This is a genomic window from Curvibacter sp. CHRR-16 (assembly GCF_018474005.1).
Taxonomy (GTDB): domain Bacteria; phylum Pseudomonadota; class Gammaproteobacteria; order Burkholderiales; family Burkholderiaceae_C; genus Allorhodoferax.
Window position 1 is genome coordinate 117394 of sequence record NZ_JAHCSH010000002.1, and the last position, 25310, is coordinate 142703.

Annotated in this window: 25 protein-coding genes; 14 read left to right on the plus strand and 11 right to left on the minus strand. The window is 60.7% G+C overall.

The window, feature by feature from the left end:
• Positions 1-44: 44 nt before the first annotated feature.
• From KIK84_RS04035 to xylA, 5 genes are read left to right on the plus strand one after another with little or no spacing between them, the layout of a single operon-like run.
• A complete protein-coding gene (locus KIK84_RS04035) occupies positions 45-1178 on the plus strand; it encodes a sugar ABC transporter permease (protein WP_214122298.1) in 1134 nt (377 codons plus the stop codon).
• The gene (locus KIK84_RS04040; RefSeq protein WP_214121715.1) at positions 1175-1957 is read left to right on the plus strand and encodes an ATP-binding cassette domain-containing protein; all 783 of its coding nucleotides are present in this window, start codon (positions 1175-1177) and stop codon (positions 1955-1957) included. Before KIK84_RS04035 ends, KIK84_RS04040 begins: the two co-directional genes overlap by 4 nt.
• A gap of 15 nt (positions 1958-1972) precedes the next feature.
• Complete coding sequence (locus tag KIK84_RS04045; RefSeq protein WP_214121716.1) at positions 1973-3157, plus strand: ROK family protein; 1185 nt, start codon at positions 1973-1975, stop codon at positions 3155-3157.
• Complete coding sequence (xylB, locus tag KIK84_RS04050; protein WP_214121717.1) at positions 3148-4614, plus strand: xylulokinase; 1467 nt, start codon at positions 3148-3150, stop codon at positions 4612-4614. The genes KIK84_RS04045 and xylB overlap by 10 nt, the downstream gene beginning before the upstream one ends.
• 26 nt (positions 4615-4640) lie before the next feature.
• Positions 4641-5954 (plus strand): xylose isomerase, encoded by a 1314-nt coding sequence (gene xylA / locus KIK84_RS04055; protein ID WP_214121718.1) that lies wholly within the window; start codon positions 4641-4643, stop codon positions 5952-5954.
• Positions 5955-6013: 59 nt separating this feature from the next.
• On the opposite strand, the gene KIK84_RS04060 is transcribed toward xylA, so the two are convergent.
• Positions 6014-6991, minus strand: a complete 978-nt coding sequence (locus KIK84_RS04060) for a hypothetical protein (RefSeq protein ID WP_214121719.1) — start codon at positions 6989-6991, stop codon at positions 6014-6016.
• A gap of 136 nt (positions 6992-7127) precedes the next feature.
• On the opposite strand from KIK84_RS04060, the gene KIK84_RS04065 reads away from it, so the two are divergent.
• From KIK84_RS04065 to iolG, 6 genes are all read left to right on the plus strand, one after another.
• Positions 7128-7397 carry a BrnT family toxin gene (locus KIK84_RS04065; protein ID WP_214121720.1) on the plus strand — a complete coding sequence of 90 codons (270 nt, stop codon included), beginning with the start codon at positions 7128-7130 and terminating at the stop codon, positions 7395-7397.
• Entirely contained in the window at positions 7381-7680 is a 300-nt protein-coding gene (locus KIK84_RS04070; protein ID WP_214121721.1) for a BrnA antitoxin family protein, read from the plus strand. Before KIK84_RS04065 ends, KIK84_RS04070 begins: the two co-directional genes overlap by 17 nt.
• A gap of 185 nt (positions 7681-7865) precedes the next feature.
• Positions 7866-8738, plus strand: coding sequence for a MurR/RpiR family transcriptional regulator (locus KIK84_RS04075; protein ID WP_502757544.1), 873 nt, complete (start codon positions 7866-7868; stop codon positions 8736-8738).
• Positions 8739-8841: 103 nt separating this feature from the next.
• Positions 8842-9099, plus strand: a complete 258-nt coding sequence (locus tag KIK84_RS04080) for a helix-turn-helix transcriptional regulator (RefSeq protein ID WP_214121723.1) — start codon at positions 8842-8844, stop codon at positions 9097-9099.
• The gene (locus KIK84_RS04085; protein ID WP_214121724.1) at positions 9089-10381 is read left to right on the plus strand and encodes a type II toxin-antitoxin system HipA family toxin; all 1293 of its coding nucleotides are present in this window, start codon (positions 9089-9091) and stop codon (positions 10379-10381) included. The genes KIK84_RS04080 and KIK84_RS04085 overlap by 11 nt, the downstream gene beginning before the upstream one ends.
• 106 nt (positions 10382-10487) lie before the next feature.
• A complete protein-coding gene (iolG, locus tag KIK84_RS04090) occupies positions 10488-11483 on the plus strand; it encodes an inositol 2-dehydrogenase (RefSeq protein WP_214121725.1) in 996 nt (331 codons plus the stop codon).
• A 7-nt stretch (positions 11484-11490) separates the two neighbouring features.
• Here iolG and KIK84_RS04095 read toward each other — a convergent pair whose 3' ends face one another.
• Genes KIK84_RS04095 through KIK84_RS04120 form a run of 6 tightly spaced genes read right to left on the minus strand, consistent with a single transcriptional unit; the run spans position 11491 to position 18530 of the window.
• On the minus strand, positions 11491-12333 hold the full coding sequence (locus tag KIK84_RS04095; protein ID WP_214121726.1) for an SDR family NAD(P)-dependent oxidoreductase: 843 nt from the start codon (positions 12331-12333) through the stop codon (positions 11491-11493).
• On the minus strand, positions 12330-12743 hold the full coding sequence (locus KIK84_RS04100; protein WP_214121727.1) for a PaaI family thioesterase: 414 nt from the start codon (positions 12741-12743) through the stop codon (positions 12330-12332). Before KIK84_RS04100 ends, KIK84_RS04095 begins: the two co-directional genes overlap by 4 nt.
• Before the next feature lie 38 nt (positions 12744-12781).
• Complete coding sequence (gene iolB / locus KIK84_RS04105; RefSeq protein WP_214121728.1) at positions 12782-13591, minus strand: 5-deoxy-glucuronate isomerase; 810 nt, start codon at positions 13589-13591, stop codon at positions 12782-12784.
• A 24-nt stretch (positions 13592-13615) separates the two neighbouring features.
• Positions 13616-14554, minus strand: coding sequence for a myo-inosose-2 dehydratase (gene iolE, locus KIK84_RS04110; RefSeq protein ID WP_214121729.1), 939 nt, complete (start codon positions 14552-14554; stop codon positions 13616-13618).
• Between the two features lie 41 nt (positions 14555-14595).
• Positions 14596-16527: a 3D-(3,5/4)-trihydroxycyclohexane-1,2-dione acylhydrolase (decyclizing) gene (gene iolD / locus KIK84_RS04115; RefSeq protein WP_250207753.1), complete on the minus strand. Its 1932-nt coding sequence runs from the start codon at positions 16525-16527 to the stop codon at positions 14596-14598.
• Positions 16528-16529: 2 nt separating this feature from the next.
• A complete protein-coding gene (locus KIK84_RS04120) occupies positions 16530-18530 on the minus strand; it encodes a bifunctional 5-dehydro-2-deoxygluconokinase/5-dehydro-2-deoxyphosphogluconate aldolase (RefSeq protein ID WP_214121730.1) in 2001 nt (666 codons plus the stop codon).
• Positions 18531-18679: 149 nt separating this feature from the next.
• Between KIK84_RS04120 and KIK84_RS04125 the strand changes: the two genes are divergently transcribed.
• The 3 genes from KIK84_RS04125 (at position 18680) to KIK84_RS04135 (ending at position 22196) form a co-directional block, all read left to right on the plus strand.
• Positions 18680-19609 (plus strand): sugar ABC transporter substrate-binding protein, encoded by a 930-nt coding sequence (locus tag KIK84_RS04125; RefSeq protein WP_214121731.1) that lies wholly within the window; start codon positions 18680-18682, stop codon positions 19607-19609.
• Positions 19609-21147 (plus strand): sugar ABC transporter ATP-binding protein, encoded by a 1539-nt coding sequence (locus tag KIK84_RS04130; RefSeq protein ID WP_214121732.1) that lies wholly within the window; start codon positions 19609-19611, stop codon positions 21145-21147. Before KIK84_RS04125 ends, KIK84_RS04130 begins: the two co-directional genes overlap by 1 nt.
• A 110-nt stretch (positions 21148-21257) precedes the next feature.
• Positions 21258-22196, plus strand: a complete 939-nt coding sequence (locus tag KIK84_RS04135) for an ABC transporter permease (protein ID WP_250207797.1) — start codon at positions 21258-21260, stop codon at positions 22194-22196.
• Between the two features lie 6 nt (positions 22197-22202).
• On the opposite strand, the gene KIK84_RS04140 is transcribed toward KIK84_RS04135, so the two are convergent.
• Genes KIK84_RS04140 through KIK84_RS04155 form a run of 4 tightly spaced genes read right to left on the minus strand, consistent with a single transcriptional unit; the run spans position 22203 to position 25309 of the window.
• Positions 22203-23294: a protein-glutamate methylesterase/protein-glutamine glutaminase gene (locus KIK84_RS04140; RefSeq protein WP_214121734.1), complete on the minus strand. Its 1092-nt coding sequence runs from the start codon at positions 23292-23294 to the stop codon at positions 22203-22205.
• A complete protein-coding gene (gene cheD, locus KIK84_RS04145) occupies positions 23295-23921 on the minus strand; it encodes a chemoreceptor glutamine deamidase CheD (RefSeq protein WP_349815899.1) in 627 nt (208 codons plus the stop codon).
• 35 nt (positions 23922-23956) lie between these two features.
• Positions 23957-24793, minus strand: a complete 837-nt coding sequence (locus tag KIK84_RS04150) for a CheR family methyltransferase (RefSeq protein WP_214121735.1) — start codon at positions 24791-24793, stop codon at positions 23957-23959.
• 30 nt (positions 24794-24823) lie between these two features.
• Complete coding sequence (locus KIK84_RS04155) at positions 24824-25309, minus strand: chemotaxis protein CheW (protein WP_214121736.1); 486 nt, start codon at positions 25307-25309, stop codon at positions 24824-24826.
• Position 25310 lies beyond the last annotated feature (1 nt).

Sequence of the window (25310 nt, forward strand, 5' to 3'; positions counted from 1 at the left end):
TGTCTTCCCTTAAGCAAGCCGCCATCGACTGGCGCTTGGTCGTCATGGGCCTGGTGCTAGCGGTCATTGCTGTGACATTCAACATCCTCTCGGGTGGCCTGTTTTTGGGCCCTGAGAACCTCTACAACATTGCCCAGCAAACCGCCGTGGTGGGCATCGTCGCCACCGTGGTGGTGCTGGTCATCGTGGCGCGCCACATCGACCTGTCGGTTGGCTCGGTCATGGGCTTTGTGGGCGTACTCATCGCCACCCTCATGTACACCGGCGGCTGGCACTGGATCAGCGCCAGCCTAGCCGGATTGGCTGCGGCCATTGCCGTGTCGTTTTACCAAGGGGCCCTGTCGGCCAAGCTGGGCGTTCCCTCGTTTGTGGTCACGCTGGGCGGCCTCATGTCCTTTCGTGGCGCGGCCTTTTTGGTGGCCGATGGCAAAACCCAGCCGGTAAACGACGCTTTCTTCCAGCGTCTGGGCGGTGGGTTTGATGGTGCTATTGGCGTCGCCGCCAGTTGGCTGCTGGCCCTGTTGGTGTGCGTGGCCGTGGTGCTGGCCACCTGGAGCCGCCGCCGCGCCCAAGCCGCCTACCAAGTGCCCAACAACCCGCTGTGGCTGGACGTGGCGCTCACCCTCGTGCCCATCGCGCTGGTGCTGGCCTTTGTCGCCACCATGAACGCCTACCAAATCCCCGCCAAAGACGCGCCCCAGGGCGTGCCTATTCCCGTGCTCATTTGGGGTGGCGTGGCGCTGCTGCTGTCATTCATCGTCAAGCGCACGCGCTTTGGCCGCTACATCTTTGCCATGGGCGGCAACCCCGAGGCCGCCGCGCTGGTGGGCATTCCGGTCAAGCGCGTCACGCTCATGCTGTTTGTGCTGTTGGGCGTGCTGGTCACGGTGGCGGCCATTGTGTCCATTGCCCGCCTGAACGCAGGCACCAACTCGCTGGGCACGGGCATGGAGCTGTACGTGATTGCCGCCGCCGTCATTGGTGGCACCGCGCTCACCGGGGGCAGCGGCTCCATCATGGGGTCGGTGCTGGGAGCGCTCATCATGCAATGCATAGACAGCGGCATGCTGCTGCTGGACGTGTCCATTGGGGTGCGCTATGTGGTCATAGGGCAAGTACTCATCGTGGCCGTGGTGTTTGACGTGCTGTACCGCCGCCTGACAGGAGAAACCGTATGAGCAGCACGCACACACACACTGCACCGTTGGTCGAACTGCGCCGCATCCACAAAGCCTTTGGCGGTGTGCACGCCGTAGAAGACGTGAGCCTGAACCTCTACCCCGGCGAAGTGGTGGCCCTCTTAGGCCACAACGGTGCGGGCAAATCCACCCTCATGAAAATGCTGGCCGGGGCCTACCCCATAGACAGCGGCGAGGTGCTCATCAACGGCCAAAAAGCCGCCATACGCACCCCCGTGGACGCACAGGGCCACGGCATCGAATCCATCTACCAAACGCTGGCGCTGGCCGACAACCTGGACTCGGTGGCCAACCTGTTTTTGGGCCGCGAGCTGATGACGCGCTGGAACACCCTGGACGACATGCGCATGGACGCCGAGGCACGCAAAGTGTTCCAGCGGCTGAACAAAAACTTCAAGAACGTGCGCGTGCCCGTGCGCCGCCTCTCGGGCGGGCAGCGGCAGGTGGTGGCCATCTCGCGCGCCATTTACTTCAACGCCAAGATCCTCATCATGGACGAACCCACCGCCGCGCTCGGCCCCGAGGAAACCGCCATGGTGGGGCAGCTCATACGCCAGCTCAAGGCCGAGGGCGTGGGCATCTTCCTCATCACCCACGACATGCCCGACGTCTTCGCCCTGAGCGACCGGCTGGCAGTGATGAAAAACGGCAAGCTGGTGGGCACCTACCGCACCAGCGATGTGAACGAGGACGAGGTGCTGGGCATGATCATTGCGGGCAAACTACCCCCCAACAAAGCCCAAACCCACACCCTCTAAGCGAGTCACCCCACCATGAAAAAAACCGGCGATCTGCAACTCGTCAAACGCATGAACCGCTGCGAGCTGATGCGCTTGCTGCGGCTGCAGCCCGGTTTATCGCGCGCCCAGTTGGCCCAAGCCAGTGGGCTGACCAAATCCACCGTGAGCCTGCTGATCCGCGAGCTGATGGACGATGGTTGGGTCACCGAAACCCAAAGCCATAGCGATAGCGATGCCGCCAGCCCCCCCGTGATGGGCCGCCCCTCCACCCCGCTGCAGGTCGATGGCACGCGGCGCGCCCTGCTGGGCGTGGACATTGGCGTAGACACCCTGCGCGCCGTGGCCGTGAACCTGCGCGGCGAGGTGCTGGCCAGCGCCGAAGAAGCCCTGACAAGCACCCAGCCCGCAGCCGCCTGCTTGCAAGCTGCGCAACTGGTGCGCCAATTGATAGACAAATTGCCCCACCAAGCCGAACAGCACCGCTACACCCTGTGCGGCATAGGCTGCGGCGTGCCCGGTGCCATCGACGAGCGCCAAGGCCTGCTGCGCTTTGCCCCCAACCTGGGCTGGCGCAACCTGAACCTGCTGCAACTGCTGCGCCAAGCCCTGCACACCGCCCAGGTGCCCGACCTGCCCGTGCACATTTGCAACGAGGCCGATGCCGCTGCGCTGGGCGAGTACGAGTTTTCCGCCACCCACCCCAGCCCCTTGGTCTTTGTGGCTTGCGGCGTGGGCGTGGGGGCCGGCATCGTGCAGGGCGAGCTGGTGCTGACGGGCTACCAAGGCATGGCAGGCGAAATAGGCCACAGCATTTTGGACATGAACGGCCCGCGCTGCTCCTGCGGACGCCAAGGCTGTGTGGAGGCGTTTTTGGGTTCCCGCGCACTGGCCCACGCTATTGAGCAGGGCAGCAGCGAAAACGCTTTGGCCCAAGCCGGGCGCTATTTGGGCACTGTGCTGCAAAACCTGTGGATGACGCTCAACCCGCGCACCATGGTGCTGGGCGGCGCATCGTGCATAGCCCACCTCGCGCTGGTGCAAGAAGCCACGCGCATGCTGGGCCAGTACGCCGAGCAAGCCGGCATGCAAGCCCCCGACGTGCAACTCACCCGCCACGGCCTGCTGGCCGGGGCCGTGGGCGCAGCCGCACTGGTGCTCTACCACGAACTACAACCACTGCAACGACTGGGCATATCCAGCACACCACCATGTACATAGGCATAGACGCTGGCACCTCCGAAATAAAAACCCTGCTGCTGGACGAGCAGCACCGCGTACTGGCCAGCAGCGGGGTGGCGCTGGACATCAGCCGCCCCCACCCCGGCCACAGCGAACAAGACCCCCACGCTTGGTGGGATGCCACCTGCCAAGCCATCGCCCAACTGCGCCACAGCGCACCGCCCAAGGCATGGCAGCAAGTGCGCGGCATTGGCCTGTCCGGCCAAATGCACGGCGCGGTGCTGCTGGACCAAGCCGACCGCGTGCTGCGCCCCGCCATCTTGTGGAACGACGTGCGCAGCGCCGAGCAGTGCCAGCACATGATGCAACGCCTGCCCCAGCTGGGCATGCTGGGCGGCAGCCTGGCCATGCCCGGCTTTACCGCGCCCAAGCTGCTGTGGGTGGCCCAGCACGAACCCGAGGTGTTTGCCCAAGTAGCCAAAGTGCTGCTGCCCAAAGACTACGTGCGCCTGCAACTGACGGGCGACTACGCCAGCGACATGTCCGACGCCAGCGGCACCCTGTGGCTGGACGTGGCGCGGCGCGACTGGAGCGACGAGCTGCTGGCCCTGACAGGCCTGAACCGCAGCCACATGCCCCGCCTAGTGGAAGGCAGCCAGAGCAGCGGCACCCTGCGCCCGGCCTTGGCCGCGCAGTGGGGCTTGCCTGCCAACGTGCAAGTGGCCGGGGGCGGTGGCGACAACGCGGCCAGCGCCATCGGCATGGGCATGGCTGCAGCGGGCCAAGGCTTTTTGTCGCTGGGCACCAGCGGCGTTATGTTTGTGGTCACGCCCGGCTACCAGCCCAACCCGGCCAGCGCCACCCACGCCTTTTGCCACGCCCTGCCCGGCCTGTGGCACCAAATGAGCGTCATGCTCAGCGCCGCCAGCGCCCTGCAGTGGGTCACCCAACTGCTGGGCTACCAGCGCGTGGCCGATCTGGAGCCCCGCGCCGCCGCCCTGAGCAGCAGCGCACGCAGCGCCAGCCCCTTGTTCTTGCCCTACCTTGCGGGCGAGCGCACCCCGCACAACGACGCACTGGTGCGTGGCAGCTTCCACCATCTCACGCTGGACACCGACCCGGCCCAACTGACCTACTCCGTCATGGAAGGCGTGGGCTTTGGCCTGCGCGACGGCTTGGCCGCGCTGCAAGCGGCGGGCACGCAGGTGGCCAGCCTGTCGCTGGTGGGCGGCGGTGCGCGCAGCCGCTTTTGGGCGCAGTTGCTGGCCAACACCTTGGGCGTGCCCATCGTCACCCACGAAGACTCGGCCCTGGGCGGCGCACTGGGTGCGGCCCGGCTGGCGTGGCTGGCCTGCGGCGCACCGCTGGCGCAGGTGTGCACCACCCCGCCCGTGCAAGACACATTCACCCCACAAGCTACCGAACACGACGCGCTGCAAGCGCGCTACCAGCGCTTCAAGCGCCTTTACCAACCGGGCAGTGAACCCGGCCACTGAATACCCCACACAACAGGAGACAAGCCATGAGCACCTACTTTCACAACATCCACCCCATTGCCTACGAAGGCCCGCTGTCGCACAACCCGCTGGCCTTTAAGTGGTACGACAAAGACCGCATGGTGCTGGGCAAGCGCATGCAAGACCACCTGCGCTTTGCCGTGTGCTACTGGCACAGCTTTGTGTGGAACGGCATGGACCCGTTTGGCGGTGACACCTTCCAGCGCCCTTGGCAGCACATGGCCGACCCCATGGCCGCCGCCAAGGCCAAGGCGGACGTGGCGTTTGAGTTCTTTAGCAAACTGGGCGCGCCCTACTACTGCTTTCACGACCGCGACGTGGCCCCCGAAGGCGCTACCCCCCGCGACAGCGTGAACAACCTGCGCGCCATGGTGGACGTGCTGGGTGCCAAACAACAGCAAACCGGCATGAAGCTGCTGTGGGGCACGGCCAACCTGTTTAGCCACCGCCGCTTTATGTCAGGCGCGGCCACCAACCCCAACCCCGAGATATTTGCCATGGCCGCCCTGCAAGTGAAAGAAGCCATGGACGCCACCCTGAAACTGGGTGGCGAAAACTACGTGCTGTGGGGTGGCCGCGAAGGCTACGAAACCCTGCTCAACACCAAAATGGGCCACGAGCTGGACCAGCTAGGCCGCTTCCTGAACATGGTGGTGGAGTACAAGCACAAGATAGGCTTTAAGGGCACCATCCTGATAGAGCCCAAACCCCGCGAACCCAGCAAGCACCAGTACGACTTTGACACCGCCACGGTGTACGGATTCTTGACCCGCTACGGGCTGGAAAAAGAAGTGAAGGTGAACATAGAGGCCAACCACGCCACCCTGTCGGGCCATAGCTTTGAGCACGAGATAGTGACCGCGCTGGACTTGGGCATTTTCGGCTCCATCGACATGAACCGGGGCGACATGCAGTGCGGCTGGGACACCGACCAGTTCCCCAACAACATAGCCGACACCGCACTGGCGCTGTACTACATCGTGCAGGGCGGCGGCTTCACCACCGGTGGCTTTAACTTTGACGCCAAGGTGCGCCGCCAAAGCATAGACCCCGAAGACATGTTCCACGGCCACATAGGCGGCATGGACGTGACCGCCCGCGCCCTGCTGATAGCCGAGAAGATGATTGCCGATGGCCGCTTTGCCCAAGTGACCGAAGACCGCTACGCAGGCTGGAAGGGCCACTTTGGCCAAGACGTGCTGACCGGCAAACTGGGCCTGGACGCCGTGGCCCAGCGCGTGCTGGACAGAAACGTGGACGTGCAGCCCGTGTCAGGACGGCAGGAGTGGGTGGAGAACTTGCTCAATAGCTATTTGTAAGGCCGAGCTGGGGCTGAAAGAGAAAACCCCCGTGGGCGGGAGCCTGCGGGGGTTTTAATTTAAATTTTAGCAACTACGTAAGGCACAAATACCTTTTGATTACTGAGAATACGGAGCACAGTATCTTGAAAGCCCATCATGATGTGGTGAGCGCTGTGGTTATGAAAAACGATCTTTGAATTGTGATCGTTGTGCTTCGCGTGATACGTCACGATCGTTGGATTTTCCTCACCAATCAGCGTGTAGCTTTCATCGTGCATAAGAGAATGCTTAAAGCTATTGAAAAGCTCATTGATGATTTTTAAGAATTCTGTTGAATCTTTTTCATAGCGCTCACCATCCCCGACAATAACCCTTGAAAAATCTGTTCCTTGAGTCGATACATCTAGTGCACGCCCTATTTCGTTGTGCGCTATTTTTTTTGTTTTCTGAAACATATCTGCATCAGTAATCAAGTAAGTGAGCTGGGCGAGGCTATCAAGCACTCGACGCATCAGATAAACAATGGATTCGATTTCGAGTTTGTACCTATAAATATCTGTCGGCAAGCAAGCAAGACTCGCGGCATCCGGTGAATCCAGCGGAACAAGGGACAAACTTTCACGCCCGATCGCCTTATGCAAAAGACATGCAGTGTTGAATTTTTCTTGAATAAAACGAATACGCTGACAGATTGCTATAACAACGACCCTGGAATTGCATATCTGAGGTATAGACGGGTAATTCGGAAAATCACTACCAAAGGCCGACAGGCTGAGCGGCTGATAAGTAGCCATCAACCTTCCCGCATCGTAATTAACCTCTTCACATAAGGGACGCCAGAAATTGTTGGGGACAATTCGCCACTGATTCAGGGCCTTATCAAATTGAGCTATCTCGTCATCCTGGGTTGCAAGGATCGGAGGCGGGACAAAGGTTGCATTAGCAGGCAACAGTGGTACACCTGTTTCCGGACAAATATTTGCTTTCCCAACCCATAAGAGAAACCGCTCTCGCGCTTCGTAGTGATACACCAGTGTTTCGCTATTGACACTCATAGATACTTAGTAAGTTTGGGTGGTAGTGAACCGTACTTCGCTTACTGATTTTCCAACAAATGCTGTGCCTATTTAAATATCTCTTCCAGTTGTGGCGGCTTATTGCTCACTTAAATTAACGTAGCTACAATAAAGTATGCGCATTGAATTCGACCCAGCAAAAGATGCATCCAATCAAGAGAAGCACGGCCTGTCGCTTGCGCTAGCGGCGGAGCTTGATTGGGATGAGGCTCTGGTCTGGGTGGATGATCGACGCGACTATGGCGAGCTGCGCATGATTGCGCTCGCACCGGAGACCGGGATTTTGTATTACGTGGCGTTTGTGGAGCGCAATGATGCCCGCCGCATCATCAGCTTGCGCAAAGCCAATCGACGCGAGGTGAAGCACTATGTCCAAAGTTACTAAACGACCAGCTGTTGTCATGCCCACCGTGGCTGAAGACAGGGCCATTACCGCTGCTGCCAAGGCCGATCCTGATGCACAACCGCTAACGCCCAAGCAGCTACAAGCCATGGTGCCGCTCAAAACGGTGCGCGGTCGCCCGAAGTCTGCCAGCAAAAAACTACTGGTCTCTGTGCGCTACAGCCCGGAGGTGGTGGCGTATTTCAAATCCACTGGCGAGGGCTGGCAATCGCGCATGGATGGCGTACTGCAGCAGTATGTTGCCGAGCATTCGCGCAGAGCGTGACGGGCTCCCCAGTCCAGCACGTGCTGCATGGCAGCCAATACCACCGCTGACGGAAAGCTATCGGCTTCCGTCACAAATACAGACGTTTTCCCGTTTCTGCCCCGCCAGAATTCTTGGAGAATGGGCACAGACCGTATCTGTAACCAGCCCCACCGCCCAAGGCCTGCCTGGCGGTGCACTTCGGAGTGTTCTGCCCCGTGAGTTCCGCCCCACCGTCGTCTGTGGACGACCTGATCCAGCGCATTGCCAGTGACTACAACGCGCTGAGCAAGCAGCTCAAAATCATCGCCCGCTATGTGGAGCAGCACCGCGACCACATAGGGCTGGAGGGCATTTTGGATGTGGCGCGCAACTGCGGCGTGCAGCCTTCGGCCATCGTGCGCTTTGCCAAGCACTTTGGCTTTTCGGGCTTTAGCCAGCTGCAGGCGGTGTTCCGCGAAGGGCTGTCGCGCCAGTTGGTGCCGGGGCGCAATTACCAGGCCCGCATTCGCGAGGTCATCGAGTCGGCCAACAAGCCGCTGGATGCGGCGGACATTGCGCGGGAATTCATCAGCGGCTGCCAAGCGGGCATGCAGGAGCTGCAGCAGGCGCTGGATCCGGTGGCGCTGGACAAAGCGGTAACGCTGCTGCAGCAGGCCGACAGTATTTGGATTTGCGGCTCGCGCCGTTCGCTGCCCATAGCAGCCTACCTGGACTACGCGCTGCAGCACACCGACAAGCGCGTGGGCCTGATCTCGGCGCTGGGCAATATGCACTTGGGCCAAACGCGCTCGGTGCGCGCGGGGGATGTGCTCATCGCCATCTCCTTCGCGCCCTACGCCAACGAGACAGTGCAAGTGACCGAACTGGCGCACGAGCGCGGCGCGCACATCATCGCCATCACCGACAGCCTGATGAGCCCCCTGTCCACCCACGCCCACACCACGCTGGTGGTGCAAGACCACTCCACCTTTGGCTTCAGGTCGCTGAGCAGCACCATGTGCCTGGCGCAAAGCCTGTTCATCGCCCTGGCCTATCGGCTGGAGCTGCCCTACCAGCCGACGACGGGGAAGGTCTAGCCTAGTAGCTTGGATGAGCATATTTTATTTCCCAAACAGGAAATTTTGTTGCGCAAAGGTCTGTTGCACACCATAATTTCCCGTACGGGATATTCAACAGACCATGACAACCATCCAATCGCCCCAGCAACTGGGCCAGGCCTTGCGTGCCGCACGCAAGCAACTGGCGTTGACACAACCCCAGCTAGCACTGGCAGCGGGGGTGGGTGTGCGCTTTATCGTGGATTTGGAGGCTGGCAAACCGACGGTGAGGCTGGAAAACGTGTTGCGCGTTATCGATGCGTTGGGCGGTGTAGTGCAGTTGATTGGACTTCCATTGGCTACCAACAGCACAGACGAAGGTGGCGCACATGGCGCATGAACTGCAAGTTTGGCTTTTTTCCCAGCGCGTGGGCACGCTGGCACTGGTGGATGGGCGACTCCATTTTGCGTATGCCCCTGACTGGCTGTTGCGGCAAGATGCGGTGGCCTTGTCAGCTTCGCTTCCTCTGCAAGCTGCGCCGTTTGACGACAAGCAGACACGGCCTTTCTTTGCGGGCTTGTTGCCCGAGGGGCAAATGCGCCGCCTGATTGCGCAACAGTTTCAAGTCTCTGGCCAAAATGACTTTGCCCTGCTGGATCTCATAGGGGGCGAGTGTGCAGGGGCGGTTACCTTTCTGGAACCGGAGCAAGCGTTGCCTGCCACTGTGGGCCAGCCCAGCAACACGGATGTGCAGTGGCTCAGTGATGAAGAAGTGGTAGCCATTCTGGAGGAGTTACCACGCCGCCCGATGCTGGCCGGCAAAGACGGTTTGCGGCTTTCATTGGCCGGTGCACAGGACAAACTGCCTGTGGTCTTCGACGGTGTACGGATTGGCTTACCTCTGCGTGGAACGCCTAGCTCCCACATCTTGAAACCAGCTATCCATTCGGTTGCGGACAGTGTGGTGAATGAAGGATTTTGCATGGCATTGGCACAAGTCATGCAGCTACAACCTGCCAAGGCCGCCGTGCACAAGGTGTTCGACCGTTCATTTCTGCTGGTAGAGCGTTATGACCGACTGGTGGATAAGCAAGGGCTGCTGCAACGCTTGCACCAAGAGGACTTTTGTCAGGCATTGGGCGTAGTGCCGGAGATGAAGTACCAAAACGAAGGGGGGCCTGACTTGGCCCAGTGTTTTGATTTGGTACGCCGCGCCACGCGCCCCAGTGCCCCCCATGTGCTGCGGCTGCTGGACTGCGTGGTATTCAACGCCCTGATTGGCAACAACGATGCGCATGCTAAAAATTTCTCGTTGCTCTACACAGCAAAGACACCCGTTTTGGCACCGCTGTATGACACGCTGTCCACCGCTATCTGCCCGAGCCTAACTCCCAAGATGGCGATGAAAATCGGCAGCAAATACAAGTTCAGCGAGGTGGAAAAGCGGCACTGGGAGCAATTTGCTCAGAACGTAGGTGTGACCAAAGCCCAAGCCAAAAGGCGCATTGTGGAGTGGGCCAAATCACTGCCTGCAGCAGCACGCAAACTGCAAGCAGACACAGTACAAGGCTTTGCTGGCAACACGGTGGTGGAGCAAATCACTGCACTGATTGAACAGCGGTGTGCGTTGACAATTCGGCGGCTCACAGAGGCCGACAGCGACACCTCAAGACAAGAATAAAAATTTATTTAGCGTAAACCATAATAGAAAAATATTTCTATTGCTAGTTATGCTCCCCGGGTCGCGCAGCGTGCTGCGCACCAGAACCAACGACCCGAGGACACGCATGAAAAAAGTAGCCGTATTCGGTGCTGGCCGCATTGGCCGCATCCACGCCACCAACCTGGCCGCCCTGAGCGGTGTGCAGCTCGCCTATGTGTGCGACGCCATGCCCCAAGCCGCTGCCGACCTGGCCCAGACGCTGGGTGCTGCAGCGGTAGACATAGACACCGTGCTGGCCGACCGCAGTGTGGACGCGGTGGCCATTTGCTCGCCCACCACCACGCACAGCGACCTGATTGCGCGCAGCGCAGCGGCGGGCAAACACATCTTTTGCGAAAAGCCGGTGGACTTGTCCGTGCCCCGCGCCGAGGCCGTGGCACAAACCGTGGCCCAAGCGGGTGTGGGCTGCATGATTGGCTTTCAGCGCCGCTTTGACCCCACCTTCAACGAAGCGCGCACGCGCATGGACAAGGGTGAAATTGGCACGCCGGAGATGCTGGTCATCACCAGCCGCGACCCCGGCGCGCCGCCGGTGGAGTACATCAAACAGTCGGGCGGCATTTTCCGCGACATGCTGATCCACGACTTTGACGTGTTCCGCTGGATTTTGTGTGCCGACGGTGACGAAGCCGCTTGGCTGAGCGCCACCGGCTCGGTGCTGACCAACCCCGCCGTGGGCGAGGCGGGCGACTTTGACTGCACCGCCGTGACCATCCGCACGCGCAAGGGGCGGCTGTGCCAGATCAACACCACGCGCCGCGCCGCTTATGGCTACGACCAGCGCTTTGAAGTGCTGGGCTCGCAAGGCATGCTGCAGTGTGGCAACCACGCGCCCAGCCAGGTGCAACAGTGGGATGCGAACGGCATCAAGGCCGACAAGCCAGAGGCTTTCTTCCTGCAGCGCTACGCAGCGGCATACCGCCTGGAAATAGAGCACTTCTTTGACTGCCTGCAGGCGGGCAAGCCCTTTAAAACCACGGTGCACGACGGCGTGCAGGCGCAAAAGCTGGCCGATGCGGCCACCCAAAGCGCCACCACGGGGCAGCCGATTAGCCTATGAACAGGCCTCAGCGCCGCAGTCGCGTGAGGCCAAATAGCGATGCCAACTTGGTATCCAAGGTGCGAGTGGGCAGTAAGCGCTTGAGCCAGATGAGCTTGGCGCTATTGGTACCCGCCCGGTACAGTGGGCCTGGCTGCGCTTGCACCAAGTGGTCTGCTAAGCCCCGCGCAAACACATCGGCAGGGGTGGCGGTGGCCTGCGAAGCGCGTGCTCGCTGCAGAACCGAATCTGCTATGGCGCTGTAGAGCGAATCTGCAGGCAGTTGCACCTGCTCACTGCCCGCATCGCCAAAGCGCGATGCCACACCACCGGGCTGCACGGTAACGACATGAATCCCCAATGGCAACAGTTCCATGCGCATGGCATCGGCCATAGCGTGCAAAGCAGCTTTACTAGCGCAATACGCTCCAGCAAAGGGCGTCGTGACCACCCCCGACACACTGCCTATATGCGCCACGCATGCGCGGGGTGCAGCGGCAAGCAAACACGGCAGCAAGGCCTGTGTCACGACAAGTGGTGCCAGCACATTGGTATCGAACTGCTGGCGTATGGCGGCAGGACTGATGTCCAGCATGGCGCCAAACTGGCCGTAGCCCGCGTTGTTGACCAACAGGTGCAACGCTACTTTTTCTGTTTGCAGTGTGGATGCCAGTGCAGCGATTGACTGTGCGTCGCTCACATCCAGCGCCATAACTCTGGCCCCCGCTGCAGCCAAGGCCTGCAAGCGCTCTGGTCTGCGTGCGGTAGCGATTACCTGCCAACCGCGCTGCAGCAACTCGACTGCCAAAGCCGCTCCAATGCCACTAGAGCAGCCAGTGATAAGGGCAGTAAAAGGTGTTGATGAAGTCATATTGATGCAAGATGTATGGAATACGTGCCCACCGCATGCGCCACAGGCTCGCTCTGGCCTTGGGAGTAGAGGTAGACCTCGCCCACCACCAGGCTGCGGCCTACTTTGAGCAGGCGGCATTCCCCCACGATGCGGGCATCGGCACTGGGTTTGCGCAGAAAGTTGATGTTCAGGCTGGTGGTGACCGCCAGCGGCACGATGCCTATGCGGCCCAGTATGGCAACGTACAGCGCCACATCGGCCACGGCCATGAGCACGGGGCCAGAGACGGTGCCACCGGGGCGGAGCTGCTCTGGCCCGACAGGGTGGGACACCGTGGCGCAGTCCGGGCCGATGGACTCGACCACGCACTGCGTTTGCGGAAATTGGGCGGCCAAAAAGGCCGCTACTTCGTGTTGGCTGGCAGGCATGCCCACAGCTTACTGCCTTAGTGCCGGATTGGGCAGCCCTACTTTGGAGCCAGCATCCACTCATGCGCGGGGTCGTTTTTGAACACCCAAAAACGGTTGGGCCCAGCCATGACGTTGAGGTAGTAGGACTCGTAGCCGTGCGGAGCCACCACGGGGTGGTAGCCGCGCGGCACCATCACCACGTCGTGGTTTTCCACCGCGCAGGCTTCGTCTAGGCTGCGGTCGTCGGTGTACACGCGCTGGAAGGCAAAGCCTTGCGGCGGGTGCAGGCGGTGGTAGTAGGTTTCTTCCAACTGCGTTTCCACGGGCGGCTGCTCCAGGTCGTGCTTGTGCGGCGGGTAGCTGCTGCTGTGGCTGGCGGGGGTGCGCACCTCCACCACCAGCAGATGGGCGGCCAGCGGGTTGTCGTGCGGCAAGATGTCGCACACATAGCGGGTGTTGGTGCCCTGCCCGCGCACGCTGCGGCGCATGGTGGCGGGGTCTAGCAGGGTCACGGGGCGGGGCTTGTCGTCACCGGGGGCGCTGCACAGGGCCACCTCGGCATTGCCATGGGCGCGAATGACCACCTGCTTGCCCGGCGGCACATACAGCGCAGCAGGGGCTACGGGGTCGAACACCGACAAGCGGGTGCCCATGCGCTCAAATACTTGGCCGTCTACCTCCATGTCCACCACACCGGTGAGCACCACCACGCAATGCTCCCGCGTGAGGGTGGGGACGTGCTCGACATCGCCCGCGACCAAGCGCACGGCCCGAAAGCCCACATAAGTCCACCCAGCCCGCTCGGGCGTGATGTGGACGATTTCGCGGCCTGTGGGGGTGGCCTTTACGTGCAGTGGGCTGACCATGGGTGCCTCCTGTGCTGGTGCGGTTTAAGGGTGTTCTGCGTTGATGCGGCTCACGATGCCTTGCAGGGTTTGGAAGCCTTTTTCAGCGTACTGGTAGCTGGGGGCGACCGCGGGGTCTTGCTCGGCCTCCACCACCAGCCAGCCCTCGTAGCCTGCGGCGTGCAGGGTGCGCAGCACGGCGTCGTAGTCGATCACGCCATCGCCGGGCACGGTAAACGTCCCATTGAGCACACCGTGCAAAAAGCTCCAGCCGTCGTTGCGGGCTTGGGCTATGACTGGGGCGCGCACGTCTTTGCAGTGCACGTGGGCCACGCGCTGCACATGCTTGGCCAGCAAGTCCACCGGGTTGCTGGCCCCGCCAAAGTAGGCGTGGCCCGTGTCGTAGAGCAGGAACACGGCGGCTGGGTCGGTCAGCGCCATGAGCTTGTCGATGTCGGCCGGGGACTCCACATACGCGCCCATGTGGTGGTGGTACGCGAGCTTGATGCCGTAGGTAGCCAACAAGTGGCGGCCAAACAGGTTGAGCCGCTCGGCATAGTCCTGCCATAGCTGTTCACTGGCAAAGCGCGGGCGCTTGCCCACGGGGGTGTCTATCTGGCCTTGGATGGTGCCTGCGCATTCACCGTAGACGACCACCTGCACGCCGTTGTACTGCAGCTTGCTCATGTGGGCGTGGCAGCGCTCTATCTCGGCCTGCACGGCCTGGGCGTTGGTCTGGTGGGCTTCCTTTTCTGCCAAAAAGCCCGAGTACCAACCCGACACGCACACCAAGCCGAACTCGGCCAGTTTGGCCTTGAGCGCGGGGCCTTCTTGGGGGAATTTGTTGCCCAGTTCAAACCCGGCGTAGCCGATTTGCTGGCCTTCAGCCAGCGCGGTTTCCAGCGGGGTTTCGCCACCCAGGGATGGCAGGTCATCGTTCATCCAGGACAGGGGGTTGATGCCGATGCGGACGTTCCAAGTCATAAAACAGGTCTCTCTCTTTGTAGGTGTTGTGCGTGGTTACTTCAAATGCGTTGCTGTTGCTTGGCCGTGGTGTAGCGCTGGTGGGCTTGCTGCACTTCGGCGCGGGTGGACACCTCGGGGATGGCAACTTCCCACCAGCAACCGCCGTCGTCGGTGGTGCGGGTGTGCGTGGTGTTGATGACCAGCACCTGCGTGCGCTGCGCCTTGCGGGCTTGGGCCATGGCGCGGCGCAGCTCGGCCACATCGGCCACGTGCACGGCATCAGCGCCCATGCTGCGGGCGTGTTGGGCAAAGTCGATGCGGCTGGGCTCGCCACCTGCGGGGATGCAGTCATCCAGCAGGTTGTTGAACCGGGGGCTGCCACTGGCCAACTGCAGGCGCTGGATGCAGCCGTAGCCCCGGTTGTCCAGCACCACGACGATGAGCTTGAGGCCCAGCATGACGGAGGAGGCTATTTCCGAATTCATCATCATGTAAGAGCCATCGCCCACCATGACGATGACCTCTTGCTGGGGCCGTGCCAGCTTGACGCCCAAGCCCCCCGCTATCTCATAGCCCATGCAGGAGTAGCCGTATTCCATGTGGTAGTTGCCGGGCAGGCTGGCGCGCCAGAGTTTGTGCAGTTCGGCAGGCAAGGTGCCAGCGGCGCAGACCACTACGTCGTGCGCGGGGCTGCTCAGGCCTACATCGGTGGCGGAGTCGCGCACGGCGCCGATCACCTCGGCGTCGTACGGCAACTCGTTCTGCGGCAATGGATGGTGTGGTGCAGTGGTGGTGAGGGCTTGCACGCGGTCGCGCCATGCTTGCGCGGCTTGGGTGGCTTGCTGCGTCCAACCAGCTGGGGCTGTGTAGGCGGGAGTTGTGCCATCACCCGCCAAGCCTGCAGCCAACTCTTGCAGCGCGGTGCGGGCATCGGCCACCAGCGACTGGGCGTGCCACTTGTGCGCGTCCAGCGCTTGCACGTTGATAGACAGCAGCTTGGCCTGCCCAAACAGGCTGTGCGAGCCGGTGGTGAAGTCTTGCAAGCGCGTGCCCACGGCCAGCACCACGTCGGCTTGGCGGGCTAATGCATTGGCGGCGGGCGAGCCGGTCACACCGATGGCACCGAGGTTGAGCGGGTGGTCCCACGGCAGGCTGCTTTTACCCGCTTGGGTTTCGGCCACGGGCACGCCGTGGGCGCTGGCCCACTGGTCCAATGCAGCACCGGCCAGGCTGTAGAGCACCCCGCCGCCGGCGACGATGAGCGGGCGCTGCGCTTGGCGCACCAGCGCCAGCGCTTGCTGCAGCTCGTGCGCATCGGGTCGGGGGCGGCGCAGGCGCAGCACGGGCGGGTGCAAAAACTCCACCGGGCAGTCAAACGCCTGCGTCTGCACGTCTTGCGGCAAGGCCAGGCACACGGGGCCGCACAGCGCCGGGTCGGTCAGGATGGCGATGGCGCGTGGCAGTGCGGTGAGGATTTGCTCCGGGCTGGTGATGCGGTCGAAGTAGCGCGTGACGGGGCGGAAGCAGTCGTTGGCACTGACATCGCCGTGGTGGAAGTCCTCCACCTGCTGCAGCACAGGGTCAGGGGCGCGGGACACAAAGGTGTCGCCGGGCAGCAGCAAGAGCGGCAGGCGATTGACATGCGCCAGCGCGGCTGCAGTGACCATGTTGGTAGCGCCGGGGCCAATGCTGCTGGTGGCCGCCATGATGCGCTGGCGACCATGGGCTTTGGCGTAGGCAATGGCGGCATGGGCCATGCCCTGCTCGTTGTGGGCGCGCAAGGTGGGCAACTGCTCGCGCTGCGCCCAGAGGGCCTCGCCCAAGCCGGCTACGTTGCCATGGCCAAAGATGGCGAACACGCCCGCGCAGTAGGGCACGGTGCTGCCATCGTCCAGTTGCACGCGCAGTGCCGCTAGGTGCTGCACCAGCGCTTGCGCCATGGTCAGGCGCACATGGGACGCCGTGGAAGAAGGGGTTGGCTGAATACTCATGGTTAGCGAGAGAGTGGTTGGCGTGTGGCTTGTTGGCGCTGGGCCCAGGCGTGGATCAGGGTGTCAAAGTTGCGGGCCACGGTGGCGACCAGCGTGGCGTCGTCTATCAGACCGCTGAGCCACTGCTGCGACGCATCGGCCCACAGGCTGCGCCCCACCATAAAGCCTTTGACCACGGGGTTGCAAGCCTGGGTAAAACTGCTTGCCAAATAGTCCAAAGGCTGGTTAAGCCCCAAGATGACTGCGCCACGGCAATGCGGGTCACGTACTTGGAGCAACTGCTCCAGCGCCGCCCACCCCGCGGGCTGCATGGGGGCGAGCTTCCACCACTCGGGCTTGACGCCTAGGTTGTAAAAGCGCTGGATGGCGCGCAGCACCAACTGATCGGCCAAGGCATCAGCCCCGCTGTGCTGCACCTGCAAGCCAGGCAAGCTGGCTTGGTGCGGCGCTTTGGGCACGATGATTTCCAGCAGCAGTTCGTTGCCGCTGACGCGGGTGGCTTCCCACAACTCCAGCACGCGCTGCTCTTGCTCCAGCCGCAGCGCGGTGCTGTCGTCGGGGTGGTAGTGCACCAAGCACTTGACCACCTGCTCAGTAGGCCACTGCACCAGTGCCGTGCCTACGGAGCGGGTGCCGTCAAAACGCAGCGGGCGTGAGCCGGGCAGCTCCACCGGGCGGCCCACCCACCAGCCCCGGCCCGTGGCATGGGCCAAGGCACTGCGGCCATAGTCGCCACCATCAACCAGCACCCCCAGCTGGGTGCCCAGCGCTTGGCTGCGCGGCTGCACCTGCTCGACGGCCTGCAGCAGCAATTGCTTGAGGACGGGAATGCGCGCTTCACTGGCCCCGGCGTTGCGCGCCAGTTCGTAAAACTGGCTGCGGTGGTCAAACGCCAGCACGCACAAGTTGCCCCACTGGGCACGGTTGGGGGTGACGCGGTGCAGGTGGGCCAACTGGGTGTCGGCATCGACCTTGGGGTTGCGCTGACCGCTGAACCAGTGGTCTAACTCGGCCATGGTGGGCATGGCTGCAGAGCAGGCGTGGCGCGACACGACGATGGCGCCGCAGGCATTGGCCACGCGGGTGGCCTCGGCCCAGCCGTGGCCGCGCAGCAAGCTGGCCAACAGGCCGGACAAGAAAGCATCGCCCGCGCCCAAGACGTTGAGCACTTCGACCTGCTCTCCTGCGTAGGTGGGCGCATGGTCTAGGCTGGCTGGTACTGCGCCTTCTAGGACGGTGCACCCCAGCGGGCCGCGCTTGACCACCAACACAGCCAGCGTGATAGCGCGCACGGCTTGCAGGCTGGCCAGCAAGTTGCCCTCTACCCCACCGGCGATGAGGAATTCCTCTTCAGTGCCTACCAGCAGGTCGAACTGGGGCAGCACAGCTTGCAGTTGCTGGGTCACTGCGGCATCGGGCACGTAGCGGTTTTCGCCCGCGCCGCGGCTGGTCAGGCCCCAGAGCACGGGGCGGTAGTCGATGTCGAGCACGCGCACAACGCCGTGTTTTTTGGCGTAACCCAAGGCCGTGAGGGCAGCAGAGCGCGTGCCGGGGGTGGACAGGTGGGTGCCGGTAATGGACAGCGCCCGGCACTGGCGGATGAAGTCTTCGCTGATGGCGGCGGCGTCCAAGGCCATGTCGGCGCAGTTCTCGCGCACAAAGAGCAGTGGGAAGGTGTCTTGGTCTTTGATGCCCAGCAGCACCAAGGCGGTCAGGCGCTGGGGGTCGATCTGGATTTGCGAGGTGTCGCAGCCTTCGCGCTCCAGCGTTTGCCGCAAAAAGCGGCCCATTTGCTCGTTGCCCACGCGGGTGATCATGGCGCTGCGCAGTCCCAAGCGGGCCACGCCAAAAGCCAAGTTGCCCGAGCTGCCGCCCAAGTACATGGCCATGCTGCGGGCGTTTTCAAGGGCGCTGCCAATTTGCTGCGCGTACAGATCGACCGCGAGGCGGCCTAGGCATGCCAGGTCTATGCGCCGGGCTGGGGGAAATGGAAGAACGGTCATGGCTTGGTCATGGGATGGTGTGCTGCAAGTGTAGTGACAAGAGAAATAAATATTTCTAAGTAAAACCACCTAGAAATAAATTTCTATTTTGGTTCTACAGTTGCTCCGTCCCAGCGGACAAACACAGACCAACAAACAGGAGACACGGTATGAAACAGATTGCTCTGGTGGCAGCGCTTGCGACTGCCATGCTGGCCCCCGTGGCCGCACATGCAGAAAAAGTGGGCTTGGCGATGGCGCAGCAGGACACGTTTCTGACGATTTTGAAAAACGGCACGCTCGATGCAGCCAAGAAGCACAACGTGACGGTGCAAGTGGAAGACGCGCAGGGGGATGTGGGCAAGCAGTTGAGCCAGATCCAAAACCTGATCGCGCAGAAGGTGGACGCCATCATCGTCAACCCAGTGGATACGGACGCAACGCCCAAGATCACCAAGATGGTGACCGACGCCAAGATTCCGCTGGTCTACGTGAACCGCAAGCCGGTGGACTTTGACAAACTGCCCGCAGGCGTGGCGTTTGTGGCGTCGGACGAAAAGGTGTCGGGCACCATCCAAACCCAAGAGGTGTGCCGTTTACTCAAGGGCAAAGGCAACCTGCTGGTGCTGATGGGCGACCTGTCCAACGAGGGGGCACGCACCCGCACCAAAGACATCGAGGAAGTGGTGGCGACCAAAGAGTGCTCTGGCTTGAAGATTGTGGACAAGCGCGAAGGCAAGTGGGACCGCACGCAAGGGCAAGACATCACCACCAACTGGCTGTCCTCGGGCGTGAAGTTTGACGCCATCATCGCCAACAACGATGAGATGGCCATTGGCGCTATCAACGCTTTGAAGGCAGCCAAGAAGTGGACAGCCCAATCCATCGTGGCAGGCATTGACGCCACCCCCGATGCGCTGGCTTCTATGAAGGCAGGCGACCTGAAGGTGACCGTGTTCCAAAACGCCGCTGGCCAGGGTTCTGGCTCTATCGACGCTGCGCTCAAGCTGATCAAAAAGCAGCCAGTGGATCGCTTCGTGAACATTCCGTTTGAACTGGTGACCCCAGCCAACCTGAGCAAGTACGCAGGCAAGAACTGATGAGCACGACGCTGACCAGCAGCGAAGCCCCTGCCCAGCAGGGGCATGAGCAGACCGTTGCTCTGCTGCAAGTGGATGGGGTGCGCAAAACCTTCCCCGGCGTCGTGGCGCTGGAGAAGGTGCACCTGACACTCAAAGCAGGCACGGTGCATGCACTGATGGGTGAGAACGGCGCGGGCAAGTCCACGCTGATGAAAATCATCGCTGGCATTTACACCCCCGACGAGGGCGCGGTGCGCCTGCACGGGCAGGCGCTGAAACTGCGCTCGCCCAAAGATGCGCTGGAGCATGGCATTGCCATGATCCACCAAGAGCTGAACCTGATGCCCTACATGACGGTGGCGGAGAACGTGTGGATTACCCGCGAACCGCGCAACCGCTTAGGGCTGGTAGACCACAGCGCGCTGCGCCGCCAAACGCAAGCGCTGTTTGATGAACTCCATATCCAGATAGACCCGGATGAGGAAGTACAAAACCTGTCTGTGGCTAGCCGCCAGATGGTGGAAATTGCCAAGGCGGTGTCGTACAACTCGGACGTGCTGATCATGGATGAGCCGACCTCGGCGCTGACCGAGGCAGAGGTGGAGCATTTGTTCCGCATCATCCGCGACTTGCGCTCGCGGGGCAAAGGCATCATCTACATCACGCACAAGATGAACGAGCTGTTCGAGATTGCGGACGAGTTTTCGGTGTTCCGCGATGGGCGCTACATCGCCACCCATGCCTCGCATGACGTGACGCGCGACGACATCATCCGCATGATGGTGGGGCGTGAGATCACGCAGATGTTCCCCAAAGAAGCAGTGCCTATCGGTGACGTGGTGCTGTCGGTGCGCGACCTGGGACTGGAAGGCGTTTTCGGCGGTGTGAGCTTTGACATCCGCGCCGGCGAAATACTGGGCCTAGCGGGCTTGGTGGGATCGGGCCGCTCCAACGTGGCCGAGACGCTGTTTGGCATCACCCCTGCCACCAGCGGGACGATTGCGATTCACGGCCAGACCGTGCTCATGAGTACCCCCACACAAGCCATGGCGGCAGGCATGGCCTTCCTGACCGAAGACCGCAAGCAAACAGGCTGTTTCTTGTGTCTGGACATTGAGGACAACATGGACAGCGCGGTGCTGAGCCAGCGCTATGTGCGCGCTGGCTTTTTGCAGCGCAAAGCCTTGCGCCAAGACTGCGAGGCGATGGCGCGCCGCCTGCGCGTGAAAACGCCGCACATGCAGGAGGTGATCCAGAACCTGTCGGGGGGCAACCAGCAAAAGGTACTGGTAGGCCGTTGGCTGCTGACCAATCCGCGCATCCTGATTTTGGACGAGCCCACACGCGGCATTGACGTGGGAGCCAAGGCAGAGATTCACCGCTTGGTGACCGAGCTGGCACGCCAAGGCGTGGCGATTTTGATGATTTCTTCTGAACTGCCCGAAGTGCTGGGTATGAGTGACCGCGTGATGGTGATGCACGCAGGCCGCATGACGGGCATTCTGAACCGGGCCGAGGCCACCCAAGTGGCCGTGATGGATTTGGCAGCCAAATAACTTTAGCCGCTATGCATGCTATGAACTCTACGCTTTCTACCCCTACTGCTTCTTCCACTGCCGCTATAGCGCAGCGGCGTTTTAAGCTGCCGCCTGAGGCCAGCATCTTCATGGTGTTGGTGGGCATTTGCCTGTTTTTCGAGGCGCTAGGCTGGTACGTGAACGGCCAGAGCTTTTTGCTCAACTGGGAACGCATCCAAATCATCGTGCTGCAGATGGCGGTGATCGGCATCATCGCGGTGGGTGTGAACATCGTCATCATCACCGGCGGTATCGACCTGTCATCGGGCTCGGTGGTGGCCGCTGCGGCGGTGGTATCGGCCAGCCTAGCGCAGGTGTCGGACTTTCCGCGGGCTGTCTTTCCGCAACTGACCGATTTACCCATCGTCTGGCCCGTGCTGGCAGGCACGGTGGTGGGCGTGGTGGTGGGGCTAATCAACGGTGCGCTGATCGCGTACACGGCGATTCCGGCCTTTATCGCCTCGCTGGGCACCATGGTGGCGGCGCGCGGTTTTGCCAAGTGGTTCACTGGAGGCATGCCCGTTTCCATGTTGACGGACGACTTTGCCGCCATCGGCTCGGGTGCCACACCGGTCTACATTTTCCTGACCGTGGCCTTGGTCTTTCACATCGTGCTGCGCTACACGCGCTTTGGCAAATTCACCTACGCCATTGGGGCCAACCGCCAGGCGGCGGTGGTGTCGGGCATCAACGTGGGCAAGCACCTGATTTGGGTCTATGCCATCGCGGGTTTTTTGAGCGGAATTGCTGGCACGGTCACGGCGGCCCGCGCCATCTCGGGCCAGTCGGGCATGGGCGTGATGTACGAGCTTGATGCGATTGCCGCCGTGGTGATTGGCGGCACCTCACTCACGGGGGGCTTGGGGCGCATTACCGGCACCGTCATTGGGGTGCTGATACTGGGCGTGATGATGTCGGGCTTTACCTTCATCCGCATTGATGCGTACTACCAAGAGATGGTCAAGGGCGCCATCATCGTGGTAGCCGTGGTAGCTGACCAGATGCGCAACCGCAAGCGCCGCGGCTAAACGCCATCAGACCCGGTAGCGGTCGCCCGATTCGGCGCGCAGCTTTTGTAGCAAAGCAGGGGCGATTTCGGTTAATGGCAGCACCTCATCAGCCGCACCTGCCAAAATGGCTTCGCGTGGCATTCCGAAGACGACACACGAAGCCTCGTCTTGGCAGTAGTTGTAGCTGCCGGCATCGCGCATTTCTTTCATGGCCTTGGCACCATCGTTGCCCATGCCAGTGAGCATGATGGCGTAGGCATTGCGCCCCACCACTTTGGCACCGGATTTGAACAGCACTTCTACCGAAGGACGATGGCGATTGACCAACTCGCCATCTTCCACCACGCACACGTAGTTGGCACCGCTGCGGTTCACGCTGAATTGTTTGCCACCCGGGGCAATGTAAGCGTGACCGGGCAGAATACGCGCACCGTTAACGGCCTCTTGCACGGTGATTTGACACAGGCTATTGAGGCGTGCGGCAAAGCTGGAGGTAAAGCCTGGTGGCATGTGCTGGGTAATGACGACCCCAGGAGCATCCGCTGGCAGGCGTGTGAGGATTTCTTTGATCGCCTCGGTACCGCCGGTAGAAGCGCCAATGAAAACCAGCTTTTCGGTGGACAAACGGCCCACACTGGCAATGGCGCTATCGCCTCCGGCGGGCTTGGTGGCTCCAGGCGCTGCGGGTTTGGCCACATGGCGGCGCAGTTGGGCTTTGGCTGCGATGCGGATTTTGTCCACTATGTCGGTAGCCAATTCGCGCACCCCATCAGCCACGCCAATGCGGGGTTTGGCCACGAAATCGACCGCACCCAACTCCAAAGCTCGAATAGTCACATCGGCACCTTGTTGGGTCAGGGTGGAAATCATGACCACAGGCATGGGGCGCAGGCGCATCAAGCGCTCTAGGAAATCAAGCCCGTCCATGCGGGGCATTTCCACGTCCAAGGTAATCACATCGGGATTGAGCTCGCGAATCATCTCGCGTGCCACCAAAGGATCGTTGGCAGCGCCAATGCATTGCATATCAGGCTGTTTGTTGATGATTTCAGCCAACAAACCGCGTATGAGTGCAGAGTCGTCCACTACGACGACTGTAATTTTTGTACTTGTCATTTAAAAAAGATCCACAGAACCGCCTGCCGTTTTGGTAGCGACTACAGCGGCATTGCCGCGTCGCTCTTCGACAACCAAGCTTTCTGGATGTGCATGTGCCAGCCGTTTGACCAGCGCTTTTCCCAAAACAGGGAAGAAGCATACTTTACGCGGATGGATGTCCATCACATCACGCGAAACAATCGGGATACGCTCCGTAGCGAGATAGTCCAAAACAAAATTGGTGTTGCGCTCCCCCACATTCATGGTGGTAAAGCCCGCCATCACTTGACCACCACCAAAAATCTTTGCCTGCAAAGTCTCGCGGGTGGCCCCCATTTTGAGCATTTCGTTGATGAGCAACTCCATGGCGTAAGAGCCAAAACGACCACTGCCCTGCCCACCTCCATCACCATCAGGCAGCATGAAGTGATTCATACCACCGACACGGGCCCGTGAGTCCCACAAGCACGCTGCGATGCAAGAGCCCAGCACCGTCATGATCACGATGTCTTGATTGGCCACGAAATACTCACCCGGTAGCACTTTGACCGCATCGTACTGAAAGTGGTGGTCGAAATAAAAAAACGAAGCCTCCCCTGGCTTGCGCGGCTGGGCTTTGAGCTGGTCAATTCTCGAATTGCTCACACAACACCTTTATGGGTTACAGCGGTCAAAGGCCGTTAGCCTCCAACTCGGGAATACACGGTTTTTCCTCTCAGATGGAAAAGGTCGCGGGAATCGCTGAAGTTCTCAGCATGCCCAACGAACAGCAAACCACCTGGCTTCATCACTCGATGGATCTTGGCCAATACCTTGCGCTGGGTTTCCGCATCAAAGTAAATCATCACGTTGCGGCAGAAAACGACATCAAATGCCTCACGAAATGGCCAGTTGTCTTCTATCAAATTCACAATCATGAAATCGATAGAGTCACGCAACTCGGGCTTCGCACGCACCAAACCCGAGTTGCTTCCCTTGCCGCGCAAAAAGTATTTTTTCGCCATGCCATCGGGCACGGTTTTGAGAGCATCAAAGTTATAGATTCCATTTTTGGCAGTGGCCAAAACCTTGGAATCGATGTCACTGGCGGTGAGTTTGAAATGGTCACGCCCCAGCATTTCGGTCGCTGTCATGGCCAACGAATAAGGCTCTTCACCAGTAGAAGCCGCGCTGCACCAGATTTTGCAAACACCACGGTCGAAAGACTCTGTGTGCAAGTAGTCACGCAACACATCAAAGTGGTGGTTTTCTCGGAAAAAGGAAGTGAGGTTGGTAGTCAGTGCATTGATGAACTCTTGCCACTCAGCACCACCCGAAGACTCCAACCAACCCAAGTATGCACTGAAGCTTTTATGGCCTGTCTCTCGCAATCGTCGAGACAGGCGACTGTAGACCATGGCTTTTTTGCCATCGTGCAGACTGATCCCAGCCTTCTGGTAGATCAATTTCTGCACATGGGTGAAATCAGCCCCCGTCCATGCGAACTCATGCTCCTGCAAGTCGGTATCAGAAAGCATTGGCTGATTCCGAAAGATGGATAAAACCCATTACTCGCCCAGAGTCACGAGACCCATGCCAGGGTCATCCATCAATTTTTCGATATCGAGCAGAATCAGCATGCGCTCACCAATAGAACCCAGGCCCATGACAACAGAGCTGTCAATCACGCTGTCAATTTCGGGAGCGGGTTTGAGTCCGTCAGTGGGAATTTCCATCACATCGCTCACAGAGTCCACTACGACGCCAACGATGCGACTGCGCAGATTGAGCACGATCACTACGGTGAACGTGTTGTACTCTGCTTTGGGACAATGGAACTTCAGGCGCATGTCAACAATAGGAACAATCGTTCCACGCAGGTTAACAACGCCTTTGATGAATTCGGGGGCATTGGCGACACGGGTTGGTGGTTCGTACCCTCGAATTTCCTGTACTTTCAGGATGTCAATGCCGTACTCTTCTTGATCAAGTTTGAAGGTCAGGTACTCGCGTACACCACCTGCATTCGCTACTGTTTCATTTGCTTTTTCCATC